The organism is Dinghuibacter silviterrae, assembly GCF_004366355.1.
Lineage (GTDB): Bacteria > Bacteroidota > Bacteroidia > Chitinophagales > Chitinophagaceae > Dinghuibacter > Dinghuibacter silviterrae.
Window position 1 is genome coordinate 1,158,465 of record NZ_SODV01000002.1, and the last position, 17,250, is coordinate 1,175,714.

The 17,250-nt window shown below is 57.6% G+C and carries 18 protein-coding genes; 13 read left to right on the forward strand and 5 right to left on the reverse strand.

Annotation, left to right across the window (positions count from 1 at the left end; translation table 11 throughout):
• Positions 1-2: 2 nt before the first annotated feature.
• Positions 3-1,166 (forward strand): amidohydrolase family protein, encoded by a 1,164-nt coding sequence (locus tag EDB95_RS22020; protein ID WP_133997376.1) that lies wholly within the window; start codon positions 3-5, stop codon positions 1,164-1,166.
• Positions 1,154-2,206, forward strand: coding sequence for a glycosyltransferase family 9 protein (locus EDB95_RS22025; RefSeq protein ID WP_133997379.1), 1,053 nt, complete (start codon positions 1,154-1,156; stop codon positions 2,204-2,206). Before EDB95_RS22020 ends, EDB95_RS22025 begins: the two co-directional genes overlap by 13 nt.
• On the opposite strand, the gene EDB95_RS22030 is transcribed toward EDB95_RS22025, so the two are convergent.
• Positions 2,203-3,285, reverse strand: coding sequence for a glycosyltransferase (locus EDB95_RS22030; RefSeq protein WP_133997382.1), 1,083 nt, complete (start codon positions 3,283-3,285; stop codon positions 2,203-2,205). The genes EDB95_RS22025 and EDB95_RS22030 overlap by 4 nt on opposite strands.
• Complete coding sequence (locus EDB95_RS22035; protein WP_162852728.1) at positions 3,269-3,877, reverse strand: sugar transferase; 609 nt, start codon at positions 3,875-3,877, stop codon at positions 3,269-3,271. Before EDB95_RS22035 ends, EDB95_RS22030 begins: the two co-directional genes overlap by 17 nt.
• A 157-nt stretch (positions 3,878-4,034) precedes the next feature.
• Here EDB95_RS22035 and EDB95_RS22040 point away from each other — a divergent pair, with 157 nt between their 5' ends.
• Genes EDB95_RS22040 through EDB95_RS22065 form a run of 6 tightly spaced genes read left to right on the forward strand, consistent with a single transcriptional unit; the run spans position 4,035 to position 8,352 of the window.
• Positions 4,035-4,598: an RNA polymerase sigma factor gene (locus EDB95_RS22040; protein ID WP_133997388.1), complete on the forward strand. Its 564-nt coding sequence runs from the start codon at positions 4,035-4,037 to the stop codon at positions 4,596-4,598.
• Positions 4,595-6,064, forward strand: a complete 1,470-nt coding sequence (locus EDB95_RS22045; RefSeq protein WP_133997391.1) for an outer membrane beta-barrel protein — start codon at positions 4,595-4,597, stop codon at positions 6,062-6,064. Before EDB95_RS22040 ends, EDB95_RS22045 begins: the two co-directional genes overlap by 4 nt.
• A 24-nt stretch (positions 6,065-6,088) precedes the next feature.
• Positions 6,089-6,505 (forward strand): OB-fold protein, encoded by a 417-nt coding sequence (locus EDB95_RS22050; protein ID WP_133997394.1) that lies wholly within the window; start codon positions 6,089-6,091, stop codon positions 6,503-6,505.
• 10 nt (positions 6,506-6,515) lie between these two features.
• On the forward strand, positions 6,516-6,893 hold the full coding sequence (locus EDB95_RS22055; protein WP_133997397.1) for a cytochrome c family protein: 378 nt from the start codon (positions 6,516-6,518) through the stop codon (positions 6,891-6,893).
• Positions 6,894-6,898: 5 nt separating this feature from the next.
• Positions 6,899-7,444 (forward strand): YceI family protein, encoded by a 546-nt coding sequence (locus EDB95_RS22060; RefSeq protein WP_162852729.1) that lies wholly within the window; start codon positions 6,899-6,901, stop codon positions 7,442-7,444.
• Between the two features lie 5 nt (positions 7,445-7,449).
• Positions 7,450-8,352: a DUF5777 family beta-barrel protein gene (locus EDB95_RS22065; RefSeq protein ID WP_133997403.1), complete on the forward strand. Its 903-nt coding sequence runs from the start codon at positions 7,450-7,452 to the stop codon at positions 8,350-8,352.
• On the opposite strand, the gene EDB95_RS22070 is transcribed toward EDB95_RS22065, so the two are convergent.
• Positions 8,349-9,719, reverse strand: a complete 1,371-nt coding sequence (locus EDB95_RS22070) for a hypothetical protein (protein ID WP_133997406.1) — start codon at positions 9,717-9,719, stop codon at positions 8,349-8,351. The genes EDB95_RS22065 and EDB95_RS22070 overlap by 4 nt on opposite strands.
• Before the next feature lie 201 nt (positions 9,720-9,920).
• Here EDB95_RS22070 and EDB95_RS22075 point away from each other — a divergent pair, with 201 nt between their 5' ends.
• Positions 9,921-10,361: a response regulator gene (locus tag EDB95_RS22075; RefSeq protein ID WP_133997408.1), complete on the forward strand. Its 441-nt coding sequence runs from the start codon at positions 9,921-9,923 to the stop codon at positions 10,359-10,361.
• A 3-nt stretch (positions 10,362-10,364) separates the two neighbouring features.
• Positions 10,365-11,975: an acyl-CoA carboxylase subunit beta gene (locus EDB95_RS22080; RefSeq protein ID WP_133997411.1), complete on the forward strand. Its 1,611-nt coding sequence runs from the start codon at positions 10,365-10,367 to the stop codon at positions 11,973-11,975.
• Positions 11,976-11,986: 11 nt separating this feature from the next.
• Here the strand turns inward: EDB95_RS22080 and EDB95_RS22085 are convergent, their stop codons facing one another.
• A complete protein-coding gene (locus EDB95_RS22085; RefSeq protein ID WP_133997414.1) occupies positions 11,987-12,550 on the reverse strand; it encodes a DUF6580 family putative transport protein in 564 nt (187 codons plus the stop codon).
• 39 nt (positions 12,551-12,589) lie between these two features.
• Here EDB95_RS22085 and EDB95_RS22090 point away from each other — a divergent pair, with 39 nt between their 5' ends.
• Complete coding sequence (locus EDB95_RS22090; protein WP_133997417.1) at positions 12,590-12,946, forward strand: YraN family protein; 357 nt, start codon at positions 12,590-12,592, stop codon at positions 12,944-12,946.
• Here EDB95_RS22090 and purB read toward each other — a convergent pair.
• On the reverse strand, positions 12,943-14,289 hold the full coding sequence (gene purB / locus EDB95_RS22095; RefSeq protein WP_133997420.1) for an adenylosuccinate lyase: 1,347 nt from the start codon (positions 14,287-14,289) through the stop codon (positions 12,943-12,945). The genes EDB95_RS22090 and purB overlap by 4 nt on opposite strands.
• A 40-nt stretch (positions 14,290-14,329) precedes the next feature.
• Here purB and EDB95_RS22100 point away from each other — a divergent pair, with 40 nt between their 5' ends.
• Together EDB95_RS22100 and EDB95_RS22105 are read left to right on the forward strand one after the other, a co-directional pair.
• The gene (locus EDB95_RS22100) at positions 14,330-15,085 is read left to right on the forward strand and encodes a menaquinone biosynthetic enzyme MqnA/MqnD family protein (RefSeq protein ID WP_133997422.1); all 756 of its coding nucleotides are present in this window, start codon (positions 14,330-14,332) and stop codon (positions 15,083-15,085) included.
• A 34-nt stretch (positions 15,086-15,119) separates the two neighbouring features.
• Positions 15,120-17,198 (forward strand): T9SS type B sorting domain-containing protein, encoded by a 2,079-nt coding sequence (locus EDB95_RS22105; RefSeq protein ID WP_133997425.1) that lies wholly within the window; start codon positions 15,120-15,122, stop codon positions 17,196-17,198.
• Positions 17,199-17,250 lie beyond the last annotated feature (52 nt).

Here is a 17,250-nt window from a genome sequence, read left to right on the forward strand (position 1 = left end):
CGATGATGGTATTGGAGAACCTACGCCCCATCGAGGGCCCTGCATCGCTTCGGATCGGCATCCGGGGCGGGAGGATCGCTTTTGTGGGGGAGGATGGCGCCGGCCCTGCCTTTGGGCCCGACCGGGTTATCGACCTCGACGGCGCCATGATTTTTCCCGGCCTCATTAACTCCCACGACCACCTGGAATTCAATTCTTTCCCAGCCCTGGGACGGGAGCACTACGCCAATTACGTCGAATGGGGCAGCCGCATCCACGCCACCTGCAGGGAGGACATCGACCGGGTGCTGAAGATACCCCCGGCCATGAGGGTCCAATGGGGGTTGTACAAAAACCTCCTGGGGGGTGTGACCACGGTTGTCCACCACGGCCCCGCTTTCCCCCTGGAGAACCCCTGTATCCGGGTCTTCCGGGAGTGTCAGTCCATCCACTCCGTCCAGCTTGAACCCCGCTGGAGACAACGCCTGAACAACCCCTTGCAATGGGGCCGTCCCTGTGTCATTCACATCGGGGAGGGAACAGACGAAGGGGCAAGCCGGGAAATAGACCGGCTGACCCTTTGGAACACCCTTCACCGGCCCCTGGTGGGGGTGCATGGCGTGGCCATGAACACCGACCAGGCCGCACATTTCAAGGCGCTGGTCTGGTGTCCCCAGTCCAATTTTTTCCTGCTGGGCCGGACCGCCGCGATCGACCAACTGGGCCGGCATACCGCCCTTCTTTTTGGCACCGACTCGACCCTCACCGGCGACTGGAATATCTGGGACCACCTCCGCAGCGCCCGCGACACCGGTCTTGCCGCAGACCCCGATATTTACGACATGCTGACGACCACACCCGCACGCATCTGGGGGCTCGGAGGGGGCGCTCTTGCCCCCGGTTGCGCCGCCGACCTGACCATTGCCCGGCCCCGCGGAGACGGCTGGAATGCGTTTTACGCCCTCGATCCCGCGGATATTGAACTCGTCATCGCCGGCGGCCGGGTCAGGCTCGCCGACGGCCGGTGGGTTCGTGCTTTGACACACCTGGGACATGACTTTGACGGCTGGAGCCGCGTCCTCCTCGAAGGCCGGGAAAAATGGGTGCCGGGTGACCTGCCCGGGCTGGCCAGGCAGATCCTTGCGTTTGATGAGCGGGCGGAATTTCCTTTTTTATGCGAGACGTGAAAAGCGACCCCTTCATCCCCACCCGCCCCTGGACGGGCGCACACCCACCCAAGCGGGTCCTCGCGATCCGCCTGCAGGCCATGGGCGACGTTGTGATTTCGCTGCCCTACCTGCAACGCCTCCGGGAACAACTGCCGCCCGGCACCCGCCTGGATTTCCTGGTGCGTGCGGAGTCTGCCGCGCTCCCCAGGAACCTGCACCTCTTCGACCACGTGTATGTCATCGGCGGTGGACGGCGGTTCAAGCTTCAATTGTTACTCTCGATCCTGTTGTTGCCCCGTCTGCTCGCGGCCCGGTATGACCTTGTCCTGGACGTCCAGAACAGTCCCATCAGCCGGCTGGTCCGCCGGGTGCTCCGGCCCCGTGCCTGGTCCGAGTTCGACAAGCGCTCCACCCGGCCAGCCGGGGAACGGACCCGGTTGACAATCGAAGCGGCCGGGATGCCCTTCAATCCGCCCAGCCCCGCGTTTTCGTGGAAGTCGTTGTTGGGAACGGAGGCGTTGTTGCCCTTTCCCGAGAATGCGGGTCCTCTGGTTGTCCTGAATCCGGGGGGCGCGTTTGCTTCCCGGCACTGGCCGGAAGAGTATTATGTACGTTTTGCGCGGCTCTGGGCCGCCGAATATCCTGGCACCCGGTTTCTGCTTCTCGGTATCGCGCGTATGGCGCCTGCGGCAGCGCGCCTGGAAAAGAAAATCGGGGCATTCGGCCCCGGCCTTGCCGCCTCGGTCGTCAACCTTGTGGAAAAGACAACCCCCGCCCAAGCCTTCATCCTGGTAGGAAAAGCGCAGTTTGTCCTCTCCGAAGATTCCGGGTTGATGCACATGGCCTGGGTTTCCGGCGTACCCACCCTGGCGCTGTTTGGCGGGTCGCGGAGCGACTGGGCCCGCCCCTTGGGGGCCCGCACCGCCTTTCTGGACGGGGCGGGTTTGGATTGTGCGCCCTGTCTGCAGGAGACCTGCCAATGGGGGGATGTGCGTTGCCTGCGGCGGCATACGCCGGAGGAGGTGCTGGAGGTGGCGCTGTCGCTGGTGCGCCCTTAGCGCCGCGCCGGCTCGCTCCCGGCAAACAACTGCATCACCGAAGCCGCATTATCCTCCATCAGGAACGGCGTCACCGGGCTATAATCCGTCCCGGGATCCGACAACAACTCCAGGGCTTTTGCTTCCATTTCCTCCGCGCTGTAGACGCGGTGCCAGTGGTCGATGGGTTGGTGGGTGGGATAGGTGAAACTGATGACGTGTGCACCCGCAGACAGCGCCTCCAGACAGGCGGTGCTAAAGCCCTCGTAAGAGGACGGGTGTAAAAAAATCTTGCAGCGTTGCATCAGGCCGAGGACGTCCTGGTGGGGAAGCTCTCCGGCCAGGGTGACCTGTTCTTGCAATCCCTTTTCCCGGATCATTCGTTTGAGATACCCTGCCTCAGGGCCCTTGCCGATAAGCGTGGCCTTCAGGCCGGGTCTTTTGGCCGCCAGGGAGGAGACGATCTCCATCCACATCGTATACCGTTTCAGGGATTTGAGCGTGCCCGCGCCAAGGACATCGATGTCCTTGGAGACATTCCGGTAGGGAAACAGTGTGGGGTCTATTCCGTTGGGCAGAATGTGTCTTGGTCTTATGGAATGATGGATATAAAAAGTATCCGCCACCGATTCGGAGATCGCGAGAAGCTCCTCGGCGCAGGGGCGGGTAAGGGCGACGTACTTATTCCCTTCCCGGGCGTCCTGGCCCAGCACCCAGTTGTAGTGTTTCAGCCTGTGCAACCGGGCGAAGTATTTGCCAAGCAAAGCACACTCTCCATGCCAGAAGCTAAAGACACCGATGACGTTGTTCTCCTTGTGCAAGGCCTCCATCCGCTTCCAGACACGGGTCCACATCAAAAGACGCTGTCCCTTGCCCCGGTTGCGATTGTCAAAAGGATAAACGAGGTTGCCTCCCCACCGGTAGGGCTCTTTTGTAAAAGGGTACTCCAGGGTCAGGATGACAAACTGGACAAAAGGGGATTTCTTTTTGAGCGCTTTGACCATGATCTGTTGGGCGGGCAGACAGGAGCTTTCGTCCTCGCAGGACGGAAAACCGGGGGTCAGGATCAGCAGCGTGGTTTTTTTATGCGTAGACTTCATGGGGGCTGGATTTTTGGAACCGCACACTGGGTTTTAGGAACCGCACGGTGGCGGCGAGGATCTGCAGGTCGAGGGCCGGGCTCCACGCCTGCACGTACAAAAGATCGAGGTTCAGCCGTCTTTCCATGTCGGCCAGGTTTCCGGTGGCCCCGAACAGACCGGCAGCCTGGGCGAGGCCGGTGATACCCGGCTTGACCAGCGCCCTTCCGGCGTAGTTTTTCAGGACTTTGTCGTACAACCGGTCTTCCTGCAGCATATAGGGCCGGGGGCCGACCAGCGACATGTCCCCCCAGAGGACGTTAAAGAGTTGGGGGAGTTCGTCGAGGTGGGTGTCCCGCAGCCAACGGCCCACGCGGGTGATCCGCTCATCCCCTTCAAGGGCGATCCGGGTATCCGCTTCCGGGTTGACCCGCATGGTCCGGAGTTTTATGCATCCAAAACTTCCGGATCCCTTTTTCCTTCTTTTTTGTATAAAGAAAACCGGACCCCTTGAATCCATCGTCAACACAAGCGCCAGCAACGGCAGAAGCCACGACAGCACCCCCAGGATCAGCAAAAGGGATAGGCCCAGATCCATTGTCCTCTTGATCATTCTTCCGGAAAAATTCCTCATACCATGAGCATACGTAACCCCAATCTCATCGGTTGCGCCATTGATTGCCAATGTTTTAGTAAAATGCATCGTCCTGACGCAACTTTTTCGTCCGCAGACTCGTATATTATTCGCGGAGTGCTATCCACATAAGAACTTGGAAGACATAGATCACATAATTGAAGGCTGTAAAAAAGGCGAACACAAGTATCAGCGGATGATATACGAGCATTTCTACGGATATGCGCTGAAAACGGTGTTCCGGTACATTTATAGGTACGAGAAAGCGGTGGACGTCGTCAACGACGGCTTTGTAAAGCTTTTCTCCCATTTCGCTCAATTCAAGTGTGCCGACGCTGTTCACGTCGAACGGATGTTGATGGGATGGATCCGGAGGATTATGATCAACACGGCCATCGACGAGCTACGGAAAAACAACCTTATCCCGGAGATCGGCGGGATACCCGATCATGTGTGGGAGGTAGCCGACGGTTCCCAGCATTCGGACCAGCGGGTCATATACAAAGAGCTGGTCACTCATGTCAAGGAACTGCCGCCCGCTTACCGGGCAGTGTTCAACTTATTCGTTATCGACGGATATTCGCACTACGAGATTGCCGATATGCTGGGCATTTCCGTGGGTACGTCCAAGTCGAACCTGTCGAGGGCCAGGTTACTCCTGCAAAAGTTTTTAAAAAAGAATGAACAAATAGAAGCATGAACTTACCGGAGGACCATATGGATGAACTGTACCGTAAGGCAGGGGAAATGTATCCCCTGAAGACGGACGGGGCCGACTGGGACAAGGTGATGGCCCGGCTTCAGGAGGCATCCAACGACGGCGACGGCGGTGGCGCCGCCCCCGTGATGGAGGGCTCCTCTTCGCGGAGGTGGTGGTGGTTGATGCTGCTGATCGTACCCTTTGCTTGGATTTGTACACGATACACCCACCAGGGCTCGACCAACGAGGCGGCCAAAGCCGTCGTGGCGAACGCGCCCGCGGGGAAAAACGGGGCCGCGCCTGCTGGCGCGGGGGGCCAAAGCGGGCAGGGCACGAGGGCCCAAAGCGGGCAGGGCACGAGGGCCCAAAGCGGGCAGACGGTCCAAAGCGGGCAGGCCGCATCCGGCGGCGCCGCGCCCGTCCCAGGCGCGCAAAGGGCCGCCACCGCGCAAAGCCGTCCGGCTGCCTCCGGCGACGCCCTAACCGGTGCGCAAGCGACTGCCTCCAGGAAGCATCATACCCAGATAAGAACCGCCAACTATACTGCCCGTGGCAACGAGCCCGGGGCCGCCCGCACCACCGAGCCCACCCGCGCCGCGGCGCTCGGCGCACCCCGAGCAGACCAGGCAGGCACCCGTACCCTTGAGAACGCAACCAACCCGGCCGTTGCTACCGCTCAAAAAGGAATCGCCCAAGAAGGAGCCGCTCAAGAAGGCCCCGCTCAAAACGGTGCCGCTCAAAACACCCAGGAAGAACCGCCCCTCAGCTTTGCGTACAGCGCCCTGGACTTTGCCCTTCCGATGAAACCCACCCCCGGCCGGATCGTCAAAACGGCGGATACGGGGTTTATGCCGCAACACATCATCCCGAAGAAGGTGAGCGGCTTCTATGCCGGTGCCATCGCCGGTCCCGACCTCAGCAACGTCAAATGGCAGGAGCTGCAAAATCCAGGGTATAGTATGGGGCTGCTCTTAGGGTACCGGTTCAATAAAAGCCTGTCGGTCGAAGCCAGTGCGCTTTGGGCCCACAAGGTCTACTATACGGCCGGGCAGTACTTCAGTACAAAGAAGACCGACATTCCGCCAAGCGATACGCTCATGACATTGAAGGGCAACTGTAGCATGTTTGAAATCCCGATCAACCTTCGCTGGGATTTTTTATATACAAAAAGCGGGAGTTTTTATGCGACCGCCGGGCTTTCTTCGTATATGATGAAAAAGGAAGCTTACGGGTATCTGGCCAAAGACGGGTACAGCAGCTGGTGGGGTGATGCCAAATACCTGAATTCCGGGAATGACTTTTTCTCCATCATGAACCTGAGCGTCGGGTATTCGCTGACCTGGAAAGGCGTTGGCGACGTGCGTATAGAACCGTACTTCAAGATACCACTGAAAGGTGTGGGGATAGGCAGTTTGCCGATTACCAGCACGGGCCTCTATTTGGGGCTTACCCACTCCTTCCGATAATTTTTTATAGGAAAAATTACATCGATGCGAAAAAAGAACATTTTTATCGCAGGGGCCATTCTTTTGGCTATCCTGATCTTATGCGGCGGCTATGGGTGGTACCTGTACAACAAACCCCACCAGGGGGTAGATGGCGTGCGTACCACGGCCAAACTGGAGGCAGATACGCTGTTTAACGCCTTCCAGGCGGACGAGAACCGGGCCAACGGGCTTTACCTCGGCAAGGTCCTGGAAGTAAGGGGCAAGATGGCGGCCCAAACGCCCGGGTCGCTTCAACTGACCTGCGGTAACGCGATGGGCGGGATCAATTGCAGCCTGGCCCCTGGCCAGACGCTGCCGAAAGCCGACACCTCCGCCTTTATCACCATCAAGGGACGGTGTACCGGTTACCTGATGGACGTGAACCTCGTTGATTGCATTATCGAACAAATCGAACAATAACATGCGACACATGACAAAAGGGATCTGTACCGCCGCCGGATTGCTTCTGGCGATCCTGGCGCTGTCTTACTCCTGCACCAAAGGCAGCCAGGACGTGCTGGGTGGGGGGACCTGCGATACCGTAGGTATGAAATACGCCACCGACGTGGTGCCCATTTTAACAAACAATTGCTACGGCTGCCACGGCACCGGCAATACGGCGGGCAGCGGGGGCATCCTGCTGGAAGGGTATGCCAACCTGAGACCGTATGTGGTCGACGGCAAACTGGTGGGGAACATCAGCCATGCGCCGGGATATAACCCCATGCCGTATGGTCTTCCGAAACTACCCGACTGCGAAATCAACACCATCATCGACTGGGTCAATAATGGCTATCTAAATAACTGATGTATATGAAGCAGACAATCCTGGCAGTCACCTGCCTCCTGGTTACCCTCGTGAAAGGATACGGGCAACAGTACATGACCCGCAGCGGTTTTGTTGGTTTCTACTCCAAAACCCCGGCCGAAGACATCAAGGCGGAAAACCACCAGGGGTACGCCATTATTGACGAGGGGAAAAAGAACCTCGCTTTTGCTGTCCTGATCAAGGGCTTCACTTTTCCCAAGGAATTAATGCAGGAGCACTTTAACGAGAATTATATAGAAAGCGACAAATACCCGAAGGCCACTTTCTCGGGCGCCTATACGGGAGACGTCACGCCCGGACAGGACGGCGTGTACCACGTCAATGTGAAGGGGAATTTAACCATCCACGGCGTTACCAAGCCCGTGGAGATGCCGGCGACCATTGAGCGGAAGGGTGGGGCCCTCATCGGCCACGCGGTTTTCCACATCTCCCCGGAAGATTTTAACGTCAGCATTCCTTCCATCGTCCGGGAAAAAATCGAGAAATCCTTCGAAGTACAAGTCGACATTCAATGCCAACCCACTAAATAACAATCATGCGCAACAAACTACTGATAGGCTGCTTGCTGCTTCTGGGTTCGGTTGCCCGGGCGCAGGATACCACGTTGCTCGGAAGACTGGGGGACTCCCTGCAAGCGGAGTCGAAACCCGGACCCGTTACGGGCACCTTCAAAGGCATCTACTTCATCCAGCTCCAAACCAACGAAACCGTTGCCCGGGGTGCCCTCAACTTCGAGATCCAGCACCGTTTCGGACAGCTCAACAGCGGGGCCTATAACTTTTTCGGCCTGGACAACGCGACCTTGCGTCTGGGGCTGGACTACGGCCTCACGGACTGGTGGACCATCGGGGTAGGGCGGAGCTCATACCTGAAGACCTTTGACGGGTATACCAAGTTCAAGCTATGGCGGCAAAAGGAAAGCGGCGGTATGCCCATTTCCGTGACCCTGATGGGGACGATCAGCAACTACACCCAAAATTTCTCCGACGAGTCCTATCTCGACGCCAATTATCGTACAGCATACGCGACCCAGCTTATCCTGGCCAGGAAGTTCAGGTACTTTTCCCTGGAATTGGTGCCGACCTACATCCGGTCCAACCTGGTCCCCACCACCGCCGACAAAAACGACCTGTTTGCCGTCAGCGGGGGCGCGCGCGTCCGGCTGACAAGACGGATGAGCCTCGATGGGGAGTACAACTATCTTTTCCCCAACCAGGTGAACTCCACGAAGGTGTATAATGCGTTGTCCTTTGCCTGGGAAATGGAGACCGGCGGCCACGTCTTCCAACTGGTGTTCACCAATGCACAAAGCATGGTCCCCACCCAGTTCATCTCCCAGACGACGGGTAATTGGGGCGACGGCGGCATCTATTTCGGATTCAATATTGCCCGGAATTTCAACCTCACGTCGCACGCTAAAAAATCGGTGAAATACTAACGGATCAGCATAAACTTGACGGGAGCCAGCGGGATGCTGCCGCCCTGGAAAGAGAGGATATATACGCCCGGGGCCATTTCCGGCAACAGCAGGGTGGCCCCGGCCGTTCCACGGGCGAGTTCGGCCCTTTCCCTGAACACCATCCGCCCCGTCATGTCCACGATCACCCACGAACCGGTCTGGGCGGAAGCCAAAGTGGTTGTCAGCAGGAGCGTGTTGGTCTGCACCAGGGAGGGCTGTACCTTGATGGTATTGGCCGTCAGCTTGCCGGCAACCATCTGAAGGATGGGAGAATAGCCGACCAACTGGCCCTTGTCATTGTCGAGCCTGAGCCTGAACCAGGTCGTCGTATCGATCGGCGTCGGATAGCTGTAAGAGGACGGCGTGCCGTTCGCGGTGACGGTACCCAGCGGAGAAAAGGTCCGGGCGTCCTGGCTCGCTTCCGGCACGAAATCCTTGATGCCGCTTTCATCGGCCGTCGTCCACCTCAGGACACAGGTATTGTCCCCTTGCAGGGTCGCCGTAAAGGATTGAAGAAGCACCGGCAGGGGGATGACCAGGGAGTTACAGTTGGTTTCTACGGTGGCAGATCCGGGGAGATACGGAGAACCGATGGTAATGCCCGGCGCTTCGCAAATAATGACATTTGACGTGTTGGCCAGCGTACCGTTGGAGCTGTTGCCCCCCAGGATATTGGTGACGTCTATGCCGGCAACATCGCCCGGCGCATCCAGGAGAATGCCGGGGGACGTGTCATCGTTGTATTCATACAAGGTAACGACGGCGCCTTGTCCTTCGCAAATACTCGAATCTTGCTGGTTCAGGTAGTTCTTGAAGTACATTTGCCCGAAATTGGTAATAGGGGCGTCATTGATGGATCCCCCCTCCACTGTAAAGGTGGCACCGGGTGCGTTATAAATCAGTTCGTTGGCACCGGCGTTCCCATTGAGACCGGTCCCGCTGTTGGCACCTGTATCCCCGAAGGTCAGGGTGCCGTAGTTGGCGATCTGTCCGTCGTTGGTCACCTGGCTGCTGCCGTCCAGGATATTCAGTGTTCCATAGTTGGTCACATAGCCCTTGATGTCACCGGTATAAATGGTCAGGGTTCCTCCCGGCTCCACGACGATGACCGGCGTTCCGCTGAATTTCAAGGTATTGATGGTCAGGTTGCCGCAAACATAAAGGGTTCCCTTGAGGGTGAGGTTCGTCAGGGAAAGGGCTGTGGAACTGTTATAATAATAGGTCGTTCCGGCGGCCAGCGTGCCCGTGGTGGCAGCAGTGAGGGCCGTACCGGACGTGATGGGGCAGGCGGCACTGGCGAAGGGGATGGGGACCGGACACTGGGCTATTAGTGTTCTAAAACCCATACAGAGGCAGCAAGTTATCAAGAGCGCTTTCATAAGATTACACGGATCATTGGTACATAAAGTTAAACATTGGGATCCGGGAATAAATGTAGGAATGACAACTATCAGGGATCGGCTACAGCCATGTAGTAAAAGTTCTAAAAATTTGATCGACAGACTGTTAGGCCCTTACCTGGCCCCCTTGGTCGAATACCCCTATCTTTGACGGACATCAATCCTTTTAAACCGGCGATGGAGACCAAAAAGCGCATATTGCTAGCCGACGACGATCGCGAGGACCAGTTCATTATTGCGGAGGCATTCGAGGAGATCGGGGTGAAAGACATCCTCCACTTCGTGGAGAATGGAGAGCATGTCCTGGCTTGGCTTGAAACATGCGCCGCGGAAGGTACGCTGCCGGAGCTCATCGTTTTGGACCTGAACATGCCCAAGATGAATGGCACCCAAACCCTGCTCCGGCTGAAAGAGGACGAACGCTTCCGGCATATCCCGGTGATCATCTATTCCACTTCCCTCAACAATATCGAAAGGGATGAATGCATCCGCCTGGGTGCACATTCTTATGTGATCAAAGGGATCACGTTTAACGAGTGTAAAAACATTGCAAAGACTTTATACGATTGTTGCACGGAGCTTTCCTGATATATGGACAAAAACGATTACGCTATGCGGCAGGCCCTGGATCAACTGCGCCGGTATACAGAGCAGATCCATTTGGGCGGCGGCGCGAAAGCCATCGCGCGCCAGAAAGAAAAAAACAAACTTACGCCCCGGGAACGGCTGGCCTACCTCCTGGACAAGGATAAACCCTTTATAGAGATCGGCGCCTTTGCCGGTTGGGAGATGTACGAGGAAGAGGGCGGTTGTCCCGCCGGGGGCACCGTGGGGGGTATCGGTTATGTCAGCGGCCGCCAGTGTGTGATCGTGGCCAATGACCAGACCGTAAAGGCGGGCGCCTGGTTTCCCATTACCGGTAAGAAAAACCTGCGGCTCCAGGAGATCGCGATGGAGAACCGCCTGCCGGTCATCTATCTCGTGGACAGTGCGGGGGTTTTTCTCCCCATGCAGGACGAGATCTTCCCGGACAAAGAACATTTCGGCCGCATTTTCCGTAACAACGCCCGCATGAGTGCTATGGGGATCACCCAGATCGCCGCGGTCATGGGCGCTTGTGTGGCGGGTGGGGCCTACCTGCCCATCATGAGTGATGAAACCCTGATGGTGGAAGGCAACGGTTCCATCTTCCTGGCCGGTCCCTACCTGGTCAAGGCCGCCATCGGTGAAGACGTCGACGCGGAGACCCTGGGCGGGGCCGTTACCCATACCGAACGTTCCGGTATTGCGGACTATAAATTCCCCACCGAACAGGCCTGCCTGGACGAGGTCCGGAAGATTATCAGTCGTCTGGGCGCCTCGGCCAGTGCGGGGTTTGACCGTATACAGCCTGCACTGCCGGCCCGGGAAGGGTTGTACGGGCTGATCCCCGAAAACGGGGCAAAAGCCTACGACATGCGCACGCTCATCGAATGCCTCGTGGACGATTCGGCTTTCGACGAATTCAAAAAGGACTATGGTAAGACCCTGCTCTGTGGTTACGCCCGCATAGACGGCTGGGCCGTGGGCATCGTAGCCAACCAACGCACGATGGTCAAAAACAGGAAAGGGGAAATGCAGATGGGCGGCGTGATCTACCACGACAGCGCCGACAAGGCCGCCCGGTTTATCCTGAACTGCAACCAGAAAAAAATACCCCTGGTGTTTCTCCAGGACGTCACCGGCTTTATGGTCGGCAGCCGGAGCGAACACGAAGGGATCATCAAGGATGGGGCAAAGATGGTCAATGCCGTAGCCAACTCCGTCGTACCGAAGTTTACGATCGTCGTGGGCAACTCTTATGGTGCGGGGAACTACGCCATGTGTGGCAAAGCCTACGACCCCCGGTTTATCTACGCGTGGCCGAATGCCAAGATCGCGGTCATGGGCGGTGAACAGGCGGCCAAAACGCTGCTGCAGATACAGGTGGCATCGTTAAAGGCGCAAGGACGAAGCATCAGCCCGGAAGAAGAAAAAACGCTGCTGGAGTCCATCACCCGGCGGTATCAATCCCAGACGACGCCCTATTATGCCGCTGCCCGTCTTTGGGTGGATGGGATCATAGATCCGCTGGAAACACGGAAGGTTTTGTCGGAGGGGTTGGCCGCGGCCGATCAAAGCCCCATTACGGAGCCCATGCGGGTGGGGGTGTTTCAGGTATAAACGGCGCGCGCCTAGTGCGCACCGATCGCGGCTCCCGCCTGGCGGCGCCAGAGGGCGTATCCCCCGAAAAGTAGGGCAGAGAAAAGGACGGTGGCATACAGGCTACCCCGGAAGAAGGGCAACCCGTCTTCCATGGCCAGTACAAATCCGGCCCAGGTATGCGGACGGTGCCATCCGCCGCCGGCAGCCCAGGTGGCCGCATTGGAAGCGAAGAAATACAGAACGGGTCCGGCCAGGGCGCCCAACGCGATCTGAAGGAGGTTCCTTTCGGCCACGAACCAACCCAGCACGGTCAGGCCGGTAAAAAGAACGTAATTGACCCATTGCCCGTCATAAAATCCCTGCATGTCGGTCATCCCGGCGTTGTGAAGGAGTTGGAACAATAAGTCGGAAAGAAACATTGACCCCAGCGGAAGGAGAAACGATAATTTTTTGTCCTTGACCACCGACCCGCTGAACAAAGCCATGGCGATCTGGGGCGCAAAACCCCAGGGACGGCTGGGGATCAACCTGTATAACGCACTGACAAGCAGCAACACTGCAAAGATCAAAAGGAGTTGTCCGCTTTTTTTCATTTCTTCCCGGGTTTGACACAAAAATACGAATTTTAGCCGGTGAGCGACACTATGGATACCGGCAAAACAGGGGAGATCCTGGCCGCAGATTATTACCGTTCCCGGGGCTTTAACGTGCTAGAGCTGAACTGGAGGCATTCTTATTATGAAATAGACCTAGTCGCCGCCGGCGAAGGCGTGCTCCACGTCGTGGAAGTCAAGACCCGCCGGGGCGGTTCGTACGGCTTCCCGGAGGAGTCGATCGATCACAGGAAACTGTACCGGCTGATGAAGGCGGGGGTGCGCTATCAGCAGCAGCATCCGCAGTGGAAGCGTATCCAGTACGATGTGCTGTCCATACGGTTGCACGCCGGTGCGCCGCCGGAATACTTTTTGATTGAGGATGTGTACGCCTAGAAGTCCGCGACGACGCCCGTATAGTTCTGCGGCGTAATCTTTTTCAGCTCCGCTTTAAGCTTCGCATCGACGTCGAGCCCGTCGATAAACGCATGCATACTCTCCCGGTTAATCCCCGAAGCCCCGCGTGTTAACGCCTTGAGCGCCTCATAAGGATTGGGATATTGCTCCCGGCGGAGGACCGTCTGCACGGCCTCGGCCACCACCGCCCAGTTGTCTTCCAGGTCCTGGTGCAGGACGTCCGGGTTGAGGATCAGTTTTTCCAGGCCCCGTTCGATCGAGCGGATGGAGAGCAGGGAATGGGCAAGGGGAACCCCCAGGTTGCGCAATACCGTGGAGTCGGTCAGGTCGCGCTGGAGACGGGACACCGGAAGCTTGGCCGACAGGTGTTCGAACAAGGCATTGGCCAGCCCGAGGTTGCCCTCGGCGTTTTCGAAATCGATGGGGTTGACCTTGTGTGGCATGGCGCTCGATCCTATTTCCCCTTCCTTGATCTTTTGTTTGAAGTAGTCCATCGAGATATAGGTCCAGATATCCCGGCAAAGGTCGATGAGGGTGGTATTGATGCGTTTCAGCGCGTCGAACTGGGCCGCCAGTCCGTCATAATGTTCGATCTGGGTGGTAAACTGCTGGCGCGCCAGCCCAAGCCTTTCGTTGACGAAGCTGTTCCCGAAGGCGATCCAGTCGGTGGCGGGGTAGGCGATGTGGTGGGCGTTGAAGTTCCCGGTGGCACCCCCGAACTTTGCGCCAAAGGGCATTTGACCAAACAGCTCCGCCTGTCCGCGAAGGCGTTCCACGAAGACCATGAATTCCTTGCCCAACCGGGTAGGAGAGGCCGGTTGCCCATGGGTACGGGCCAGCATCGGAATGTCCTTCCACGCCTGTGCGAGACCGGCGAGGTTGGCAATAAGCCCGGAGATGGCGGGTTGCCACTCTTGGGTAAGCCCGTCTTTCCAACTCAGCGGGATCGCGGTATTGTTGATGTCCTGGGATGTCAGGCCGAAGTGGACCCATTCTTTGATGGCGCCCGCGCCCGCCTCGTCCAGGACGGATTTGATAAAGTATTCGACGGCTTTTATGTCGTGGTTGGTGATTTTCTCGATGTCCTTGATCTTCGCTGCCTGGGCGGTGGTAAATCCATCCATCAAACCGGTTAACGCAGCGCGGGCCGGTTCAGAAAGCGCCACAAACCCCGCCTCGCTCAGATGGAACAGGTATTCTACCTCGATCCTGACCCGGTAGCGGATCAAACCGAATTCGGAGAAATAGCCGTCCAGGCGTTCCACCTGCCGGCGGTAACGGCCATCGATAGGCGAAATGGCAGTGAGCGATTGAAGATCCATTGACGTATTTTTGCGCAAAATTACCTAAAACCCTCAAGCATTGGAAAAGATTTGGAAGGTGGGCGCTGTGAGCTATCTGAATACCAAACCCCTTTTGTACGGCATTTTGCGGTCCCCCCAGGTGATGCGTCGCCTGGAGCTGACCATAGACTATCCCTCCATCATTGCCCAGGACCTGGTCACGGGTGATTCCGATATGGGCCTGGTGCCCGTCGCCATCATCCCCCGCCTGAAGGAGCACCACATCAACGGGGGATACTGCATCGGGACGGAGGGAGAGGTCGCCTCCGTTTGTCTTTTTAGCGAGGTTCCCATGGAGGACATACAAACGGTCCTCTTGGATTACCAATCCAGGACCTCGGTGGCGCTGCTCAAGGTCCTGCTGAGGTTCCATTGGAAACGGACCCCTACGTTTGTCAATACCCATGAAGACTACCGCTCCCGGATCAAAGGTACGACGGCGGGGCTGGTTATTGGCGACCGGGCACTCGAACAGCGGAAAATATCCCCTTATATCTATGACCTGGGGGCGGCTTGGAAGGCTTTTACCGGTTTGCCCTTTGTTTTTGCGGCCTGGATCAGCAACCGTCCCCTGGACGAGGCTTTTATCCGGATCTTCGATGAAGCCTGCGGGGTGGGCTTCCGGGAGCTGAACAGCGTCCTTGCAGAAAACCCTTACCCGGTGTACGACCTGCAGACGTACTACACCCGCAATATTTCCTATGAACTGACCCCGAAAAAACGCGAGGGATTGACCCTTTTCTTACAGTATATCAATGAGTTACAGGGTGGCTAGTACTCCGCACCGGATTTGTGTACCTTTGTAGGTAATGACATCCGTGTGCGTAGGACGGCTTACCCTGAACCTGGCGCTACTGCTGTGCGCAGGAGTGGCCCGGGCGCAGCTATCAGCCGCCTTCAACCACCCTGATACCGTTTGTCTAGGCGCCCCTGTAACCCTTACCAATCAATCGACGGGCGCGACATCTTACAGTTGGAATTTCTGCAACGCCTATACGGATACCGTGGGGAACAACGTCCCGGGCTGCCCGGATCCAGCGCTAACAGTATACAGCGGCGCTACCCCCCCTGCCTTTTCCTACTCCATACCGGGAACCTATACCGTTTGTCTCACGGCAACGGCTGGGGCCGCCACCGCCCAGGCGTGTCACCCCATCGTCGTCAAACGGGCGCCCACCATCGTTTTTGGTACGGATACTTTTTTCTGCGCGGGTCAGACCGCGGTGTTGAACGCGCCGGTCAGCCCCGGTATCAAAAATACCTGGAACACCGGCTCCGACTCGAACCAACTAACCATCACCGTTCCGGGGACGTACAGCCTGACCTCCACCTACTATGGCTGTACCCTCAGCCAGACCACCACCGCGGCGGAATTGGCCAATCCTTCCGTCCAGCTGCCCAAGGACACCGTTTTCTGCGACTCCGGTGTCCTGAAGTACACGACCAACCAACCGGTGACTTTTATCTGGAACACCGGGTCCATTGCCGATACCGCCTTGGTCACCACCAGTGGGACCTATTGGCTCCAGCTCAACGAACGAGGCTGCACGGCCCTGGACTCGATCCATTGCAAGGTCGTCCCCACCCATTCGCTGACCCTTGGGAAGGATACCAGCTTTTGCGGACCCGGTCGTCTGATCTACCATCCCCAGGATTCGGTAGGGGTTACCTACCTGTGGAACACAGGTTCGGATTCCAGCAGCACGGCCGTGCTGTCCAGCGGAACCTACACGCTGGCCTACATGGACACCGGTTGTACGGCCACGGCCAGCATCCAGTGTACGGTCATCCCCAAACCCCATATTCCCTTCCCCGCCGATACCACCTTCTGCGACTCGGGGATGCTGCGCTATACCACGCTTTTGCCGGTGACCTATTACTGGAATACAGGAGCCACGGGGGACAGTTTGGAAGTCACCGCAAGCGGATTGTATAAACTGATCGCCGACAATAACGGATGCGCCGACACCAGCACCATACAGGCTACGGTGGCCCAGGCCCCCGTTGTCGTGCTACCCGCCGACACCACGTTTTGCGGACCCGGGGTACTCCGGTATGTCAGCCCCTTGTCCGTTACGTATAGCTGGAACACCGGTTCCGCGAGTGCTGTAACGACAGTCACCACCACCGGATTGTATACCCTTACCGTCGACAACAGCGGCTGTACCGCCACAGGGACCAGCCAGGTAACGGTCAAGCCCGTGCCACAGGTGGACCTGGGCAACGATACCGCCGTCTGTCTCTCCAAACCTTTTGTGCTCGACGCCGGTGACCCGGGGGACACCTATCTGTGGCAGGATGGGAGCACGGGACAAATGTATGCCGTCACCCAGGCCGGCGCTTATACGGTAACGGTTACGGATAACGGTTGCAGCGCCTCGTCCACCATCCACGTCTCCGCGGCGGATGTCCCCTACATTACCTTAGGCGGTCCCCAGCCCATCTGCCCCGGCGAAACCATCGTCCTGCAGGCCAACCCGGACACCGCGGCGTATACCTATACCTGGCAGGACGGCACCACCGGTCCCACCCACGCGGTCACGGTCCCGGGTATCTATACCGTCACCGCCACGGACGCCTGTACGACCTATACCGCTTCGGTAGACGTGCAAACGGGTGTTTGTGTGGTACGCGTTCCTAACGCATTCACACCCAACGGCGATGGCTACAATGACGTCTTCAGGGTCCTCGGCACCGAGGTCGTGGACCAGTTCTCGCTGACGATCTATGACCGCTGGGGCAGAACGGTTTATGCATCACGGGATAAAGAAGCGGGATGGGATGGGGGCGCCTATCCGACCGGCACCTATGTATATGAGCTTCATTTCCGGTATGCGTTGACCGGTAGTGCGTATATGCAGAAGGGGACAATCCTGCTGGCGAGGTAATATAATTACTATATTCGCAGATCACTTCAAAACTCGCTAAAACCACACAACA

Excerpts from the sequence above, each read along its gene's own strand:
- EDB95_RS22020 (WP_133997376.1), top strand. The coding sequence starts at position 3 with ATGATGGTATTGGAGAACCTACGCCCCATCGAGGGCCCTGCATCGCTT.
- EDB95_RS22025 (WP_133997379.1), top strand. The coding sequence starts at position 1,154 with ATGCGAGACGTGAAAAGCGACCCCTTCATCCCCACCCGCCCCTGGACG.
- EDB95_RS22030 (WP_133997382.1), bottom strand. The coding sequence starts at position 3,285 with ATGAAGTCTACGCATAAAAAAACCACGCTGCTGATCCTGACCCCCGGT.
- EDB95_RS22035 (WP_162852728.1), bottom strand. The coding sequence starts at position 3,877 with ATGATCAAGAGGACAATGGATCTGGGCCTATCCCTTTTGCTGATCCTG.
- EDB95_RS22045 (WP_133997391.1), top strand. The coding sequence starts at position 4,595 with ATGAACTTACCGGAGGACCATATGGATGAACTGTACCGTAAGGCAGGG.
- EDB95_RS22050 (WP_133997394.1), top strand. The coding sequence starts at position 6,089 with ATGCGAAAAAAGAACATTTTTATCGCAGGGGCCATTCTTTTGGCTATC.
- EDB95_RS22055 (WP_133997397.1), top strand. The coding sequence starts at position 6,516 with ATGACAAAAGGGATCTGTACCGCCGCCGGATTGCTTCTGGCGATCCTG.
- EDB95_RS22060 (WP_162852729.1), top strand. The coding sequence starts at position 6,899 with ATGAAGCAGACAATCCTGGCAGTCACCTGCCTCCTGGTTACCCTCGTG.
- EDB95_RS22065 (WP_133997403.1), top strand. The coding sequence starts at position 7,450 with ATGCGCAACAAACTACTGATAGGCTGCTTGCTGCTTCTGGGTTCGGTT.
- EDB95_RS22070 (WP_133997406.1), bottom strand. The coding sequence starts at position 9,719 with ATGGGTTTTAGAACACTAATAGCCCAGTGTCCGGTCCCCATCCCCTTC.
- EDB95_RS22080 (WP_133997411.1), top strand. The coding sequence starts at position 10,365 with ATGGACAAAAACGATTACGCTATGCGGCAGGCCCTGGATCAACTGCGC.
- EDB95_RS22085 (WP_133997414.1), bottom strand. The coding sequence starts at position 12,550 with ATGAAAAAAAGCGGACAACTCCTTTTGATCTTTGCAGTGTTGCTGCTT.
- purB (WP_133997420.1), bottom strand. The coding sequence starts at position 14,289 with ATGGATCTTCAATCGCTCACTGCCATTTCGCCTATCGATGGCCGTTAC.
- EDB95_RS22105 (WP_133997425.1), top strand. The coding sequence starts at position 15,120 with ATGACATCCGTGTGCGTAGGACGGCTTACCCTGAACCTGGCGCTACTG.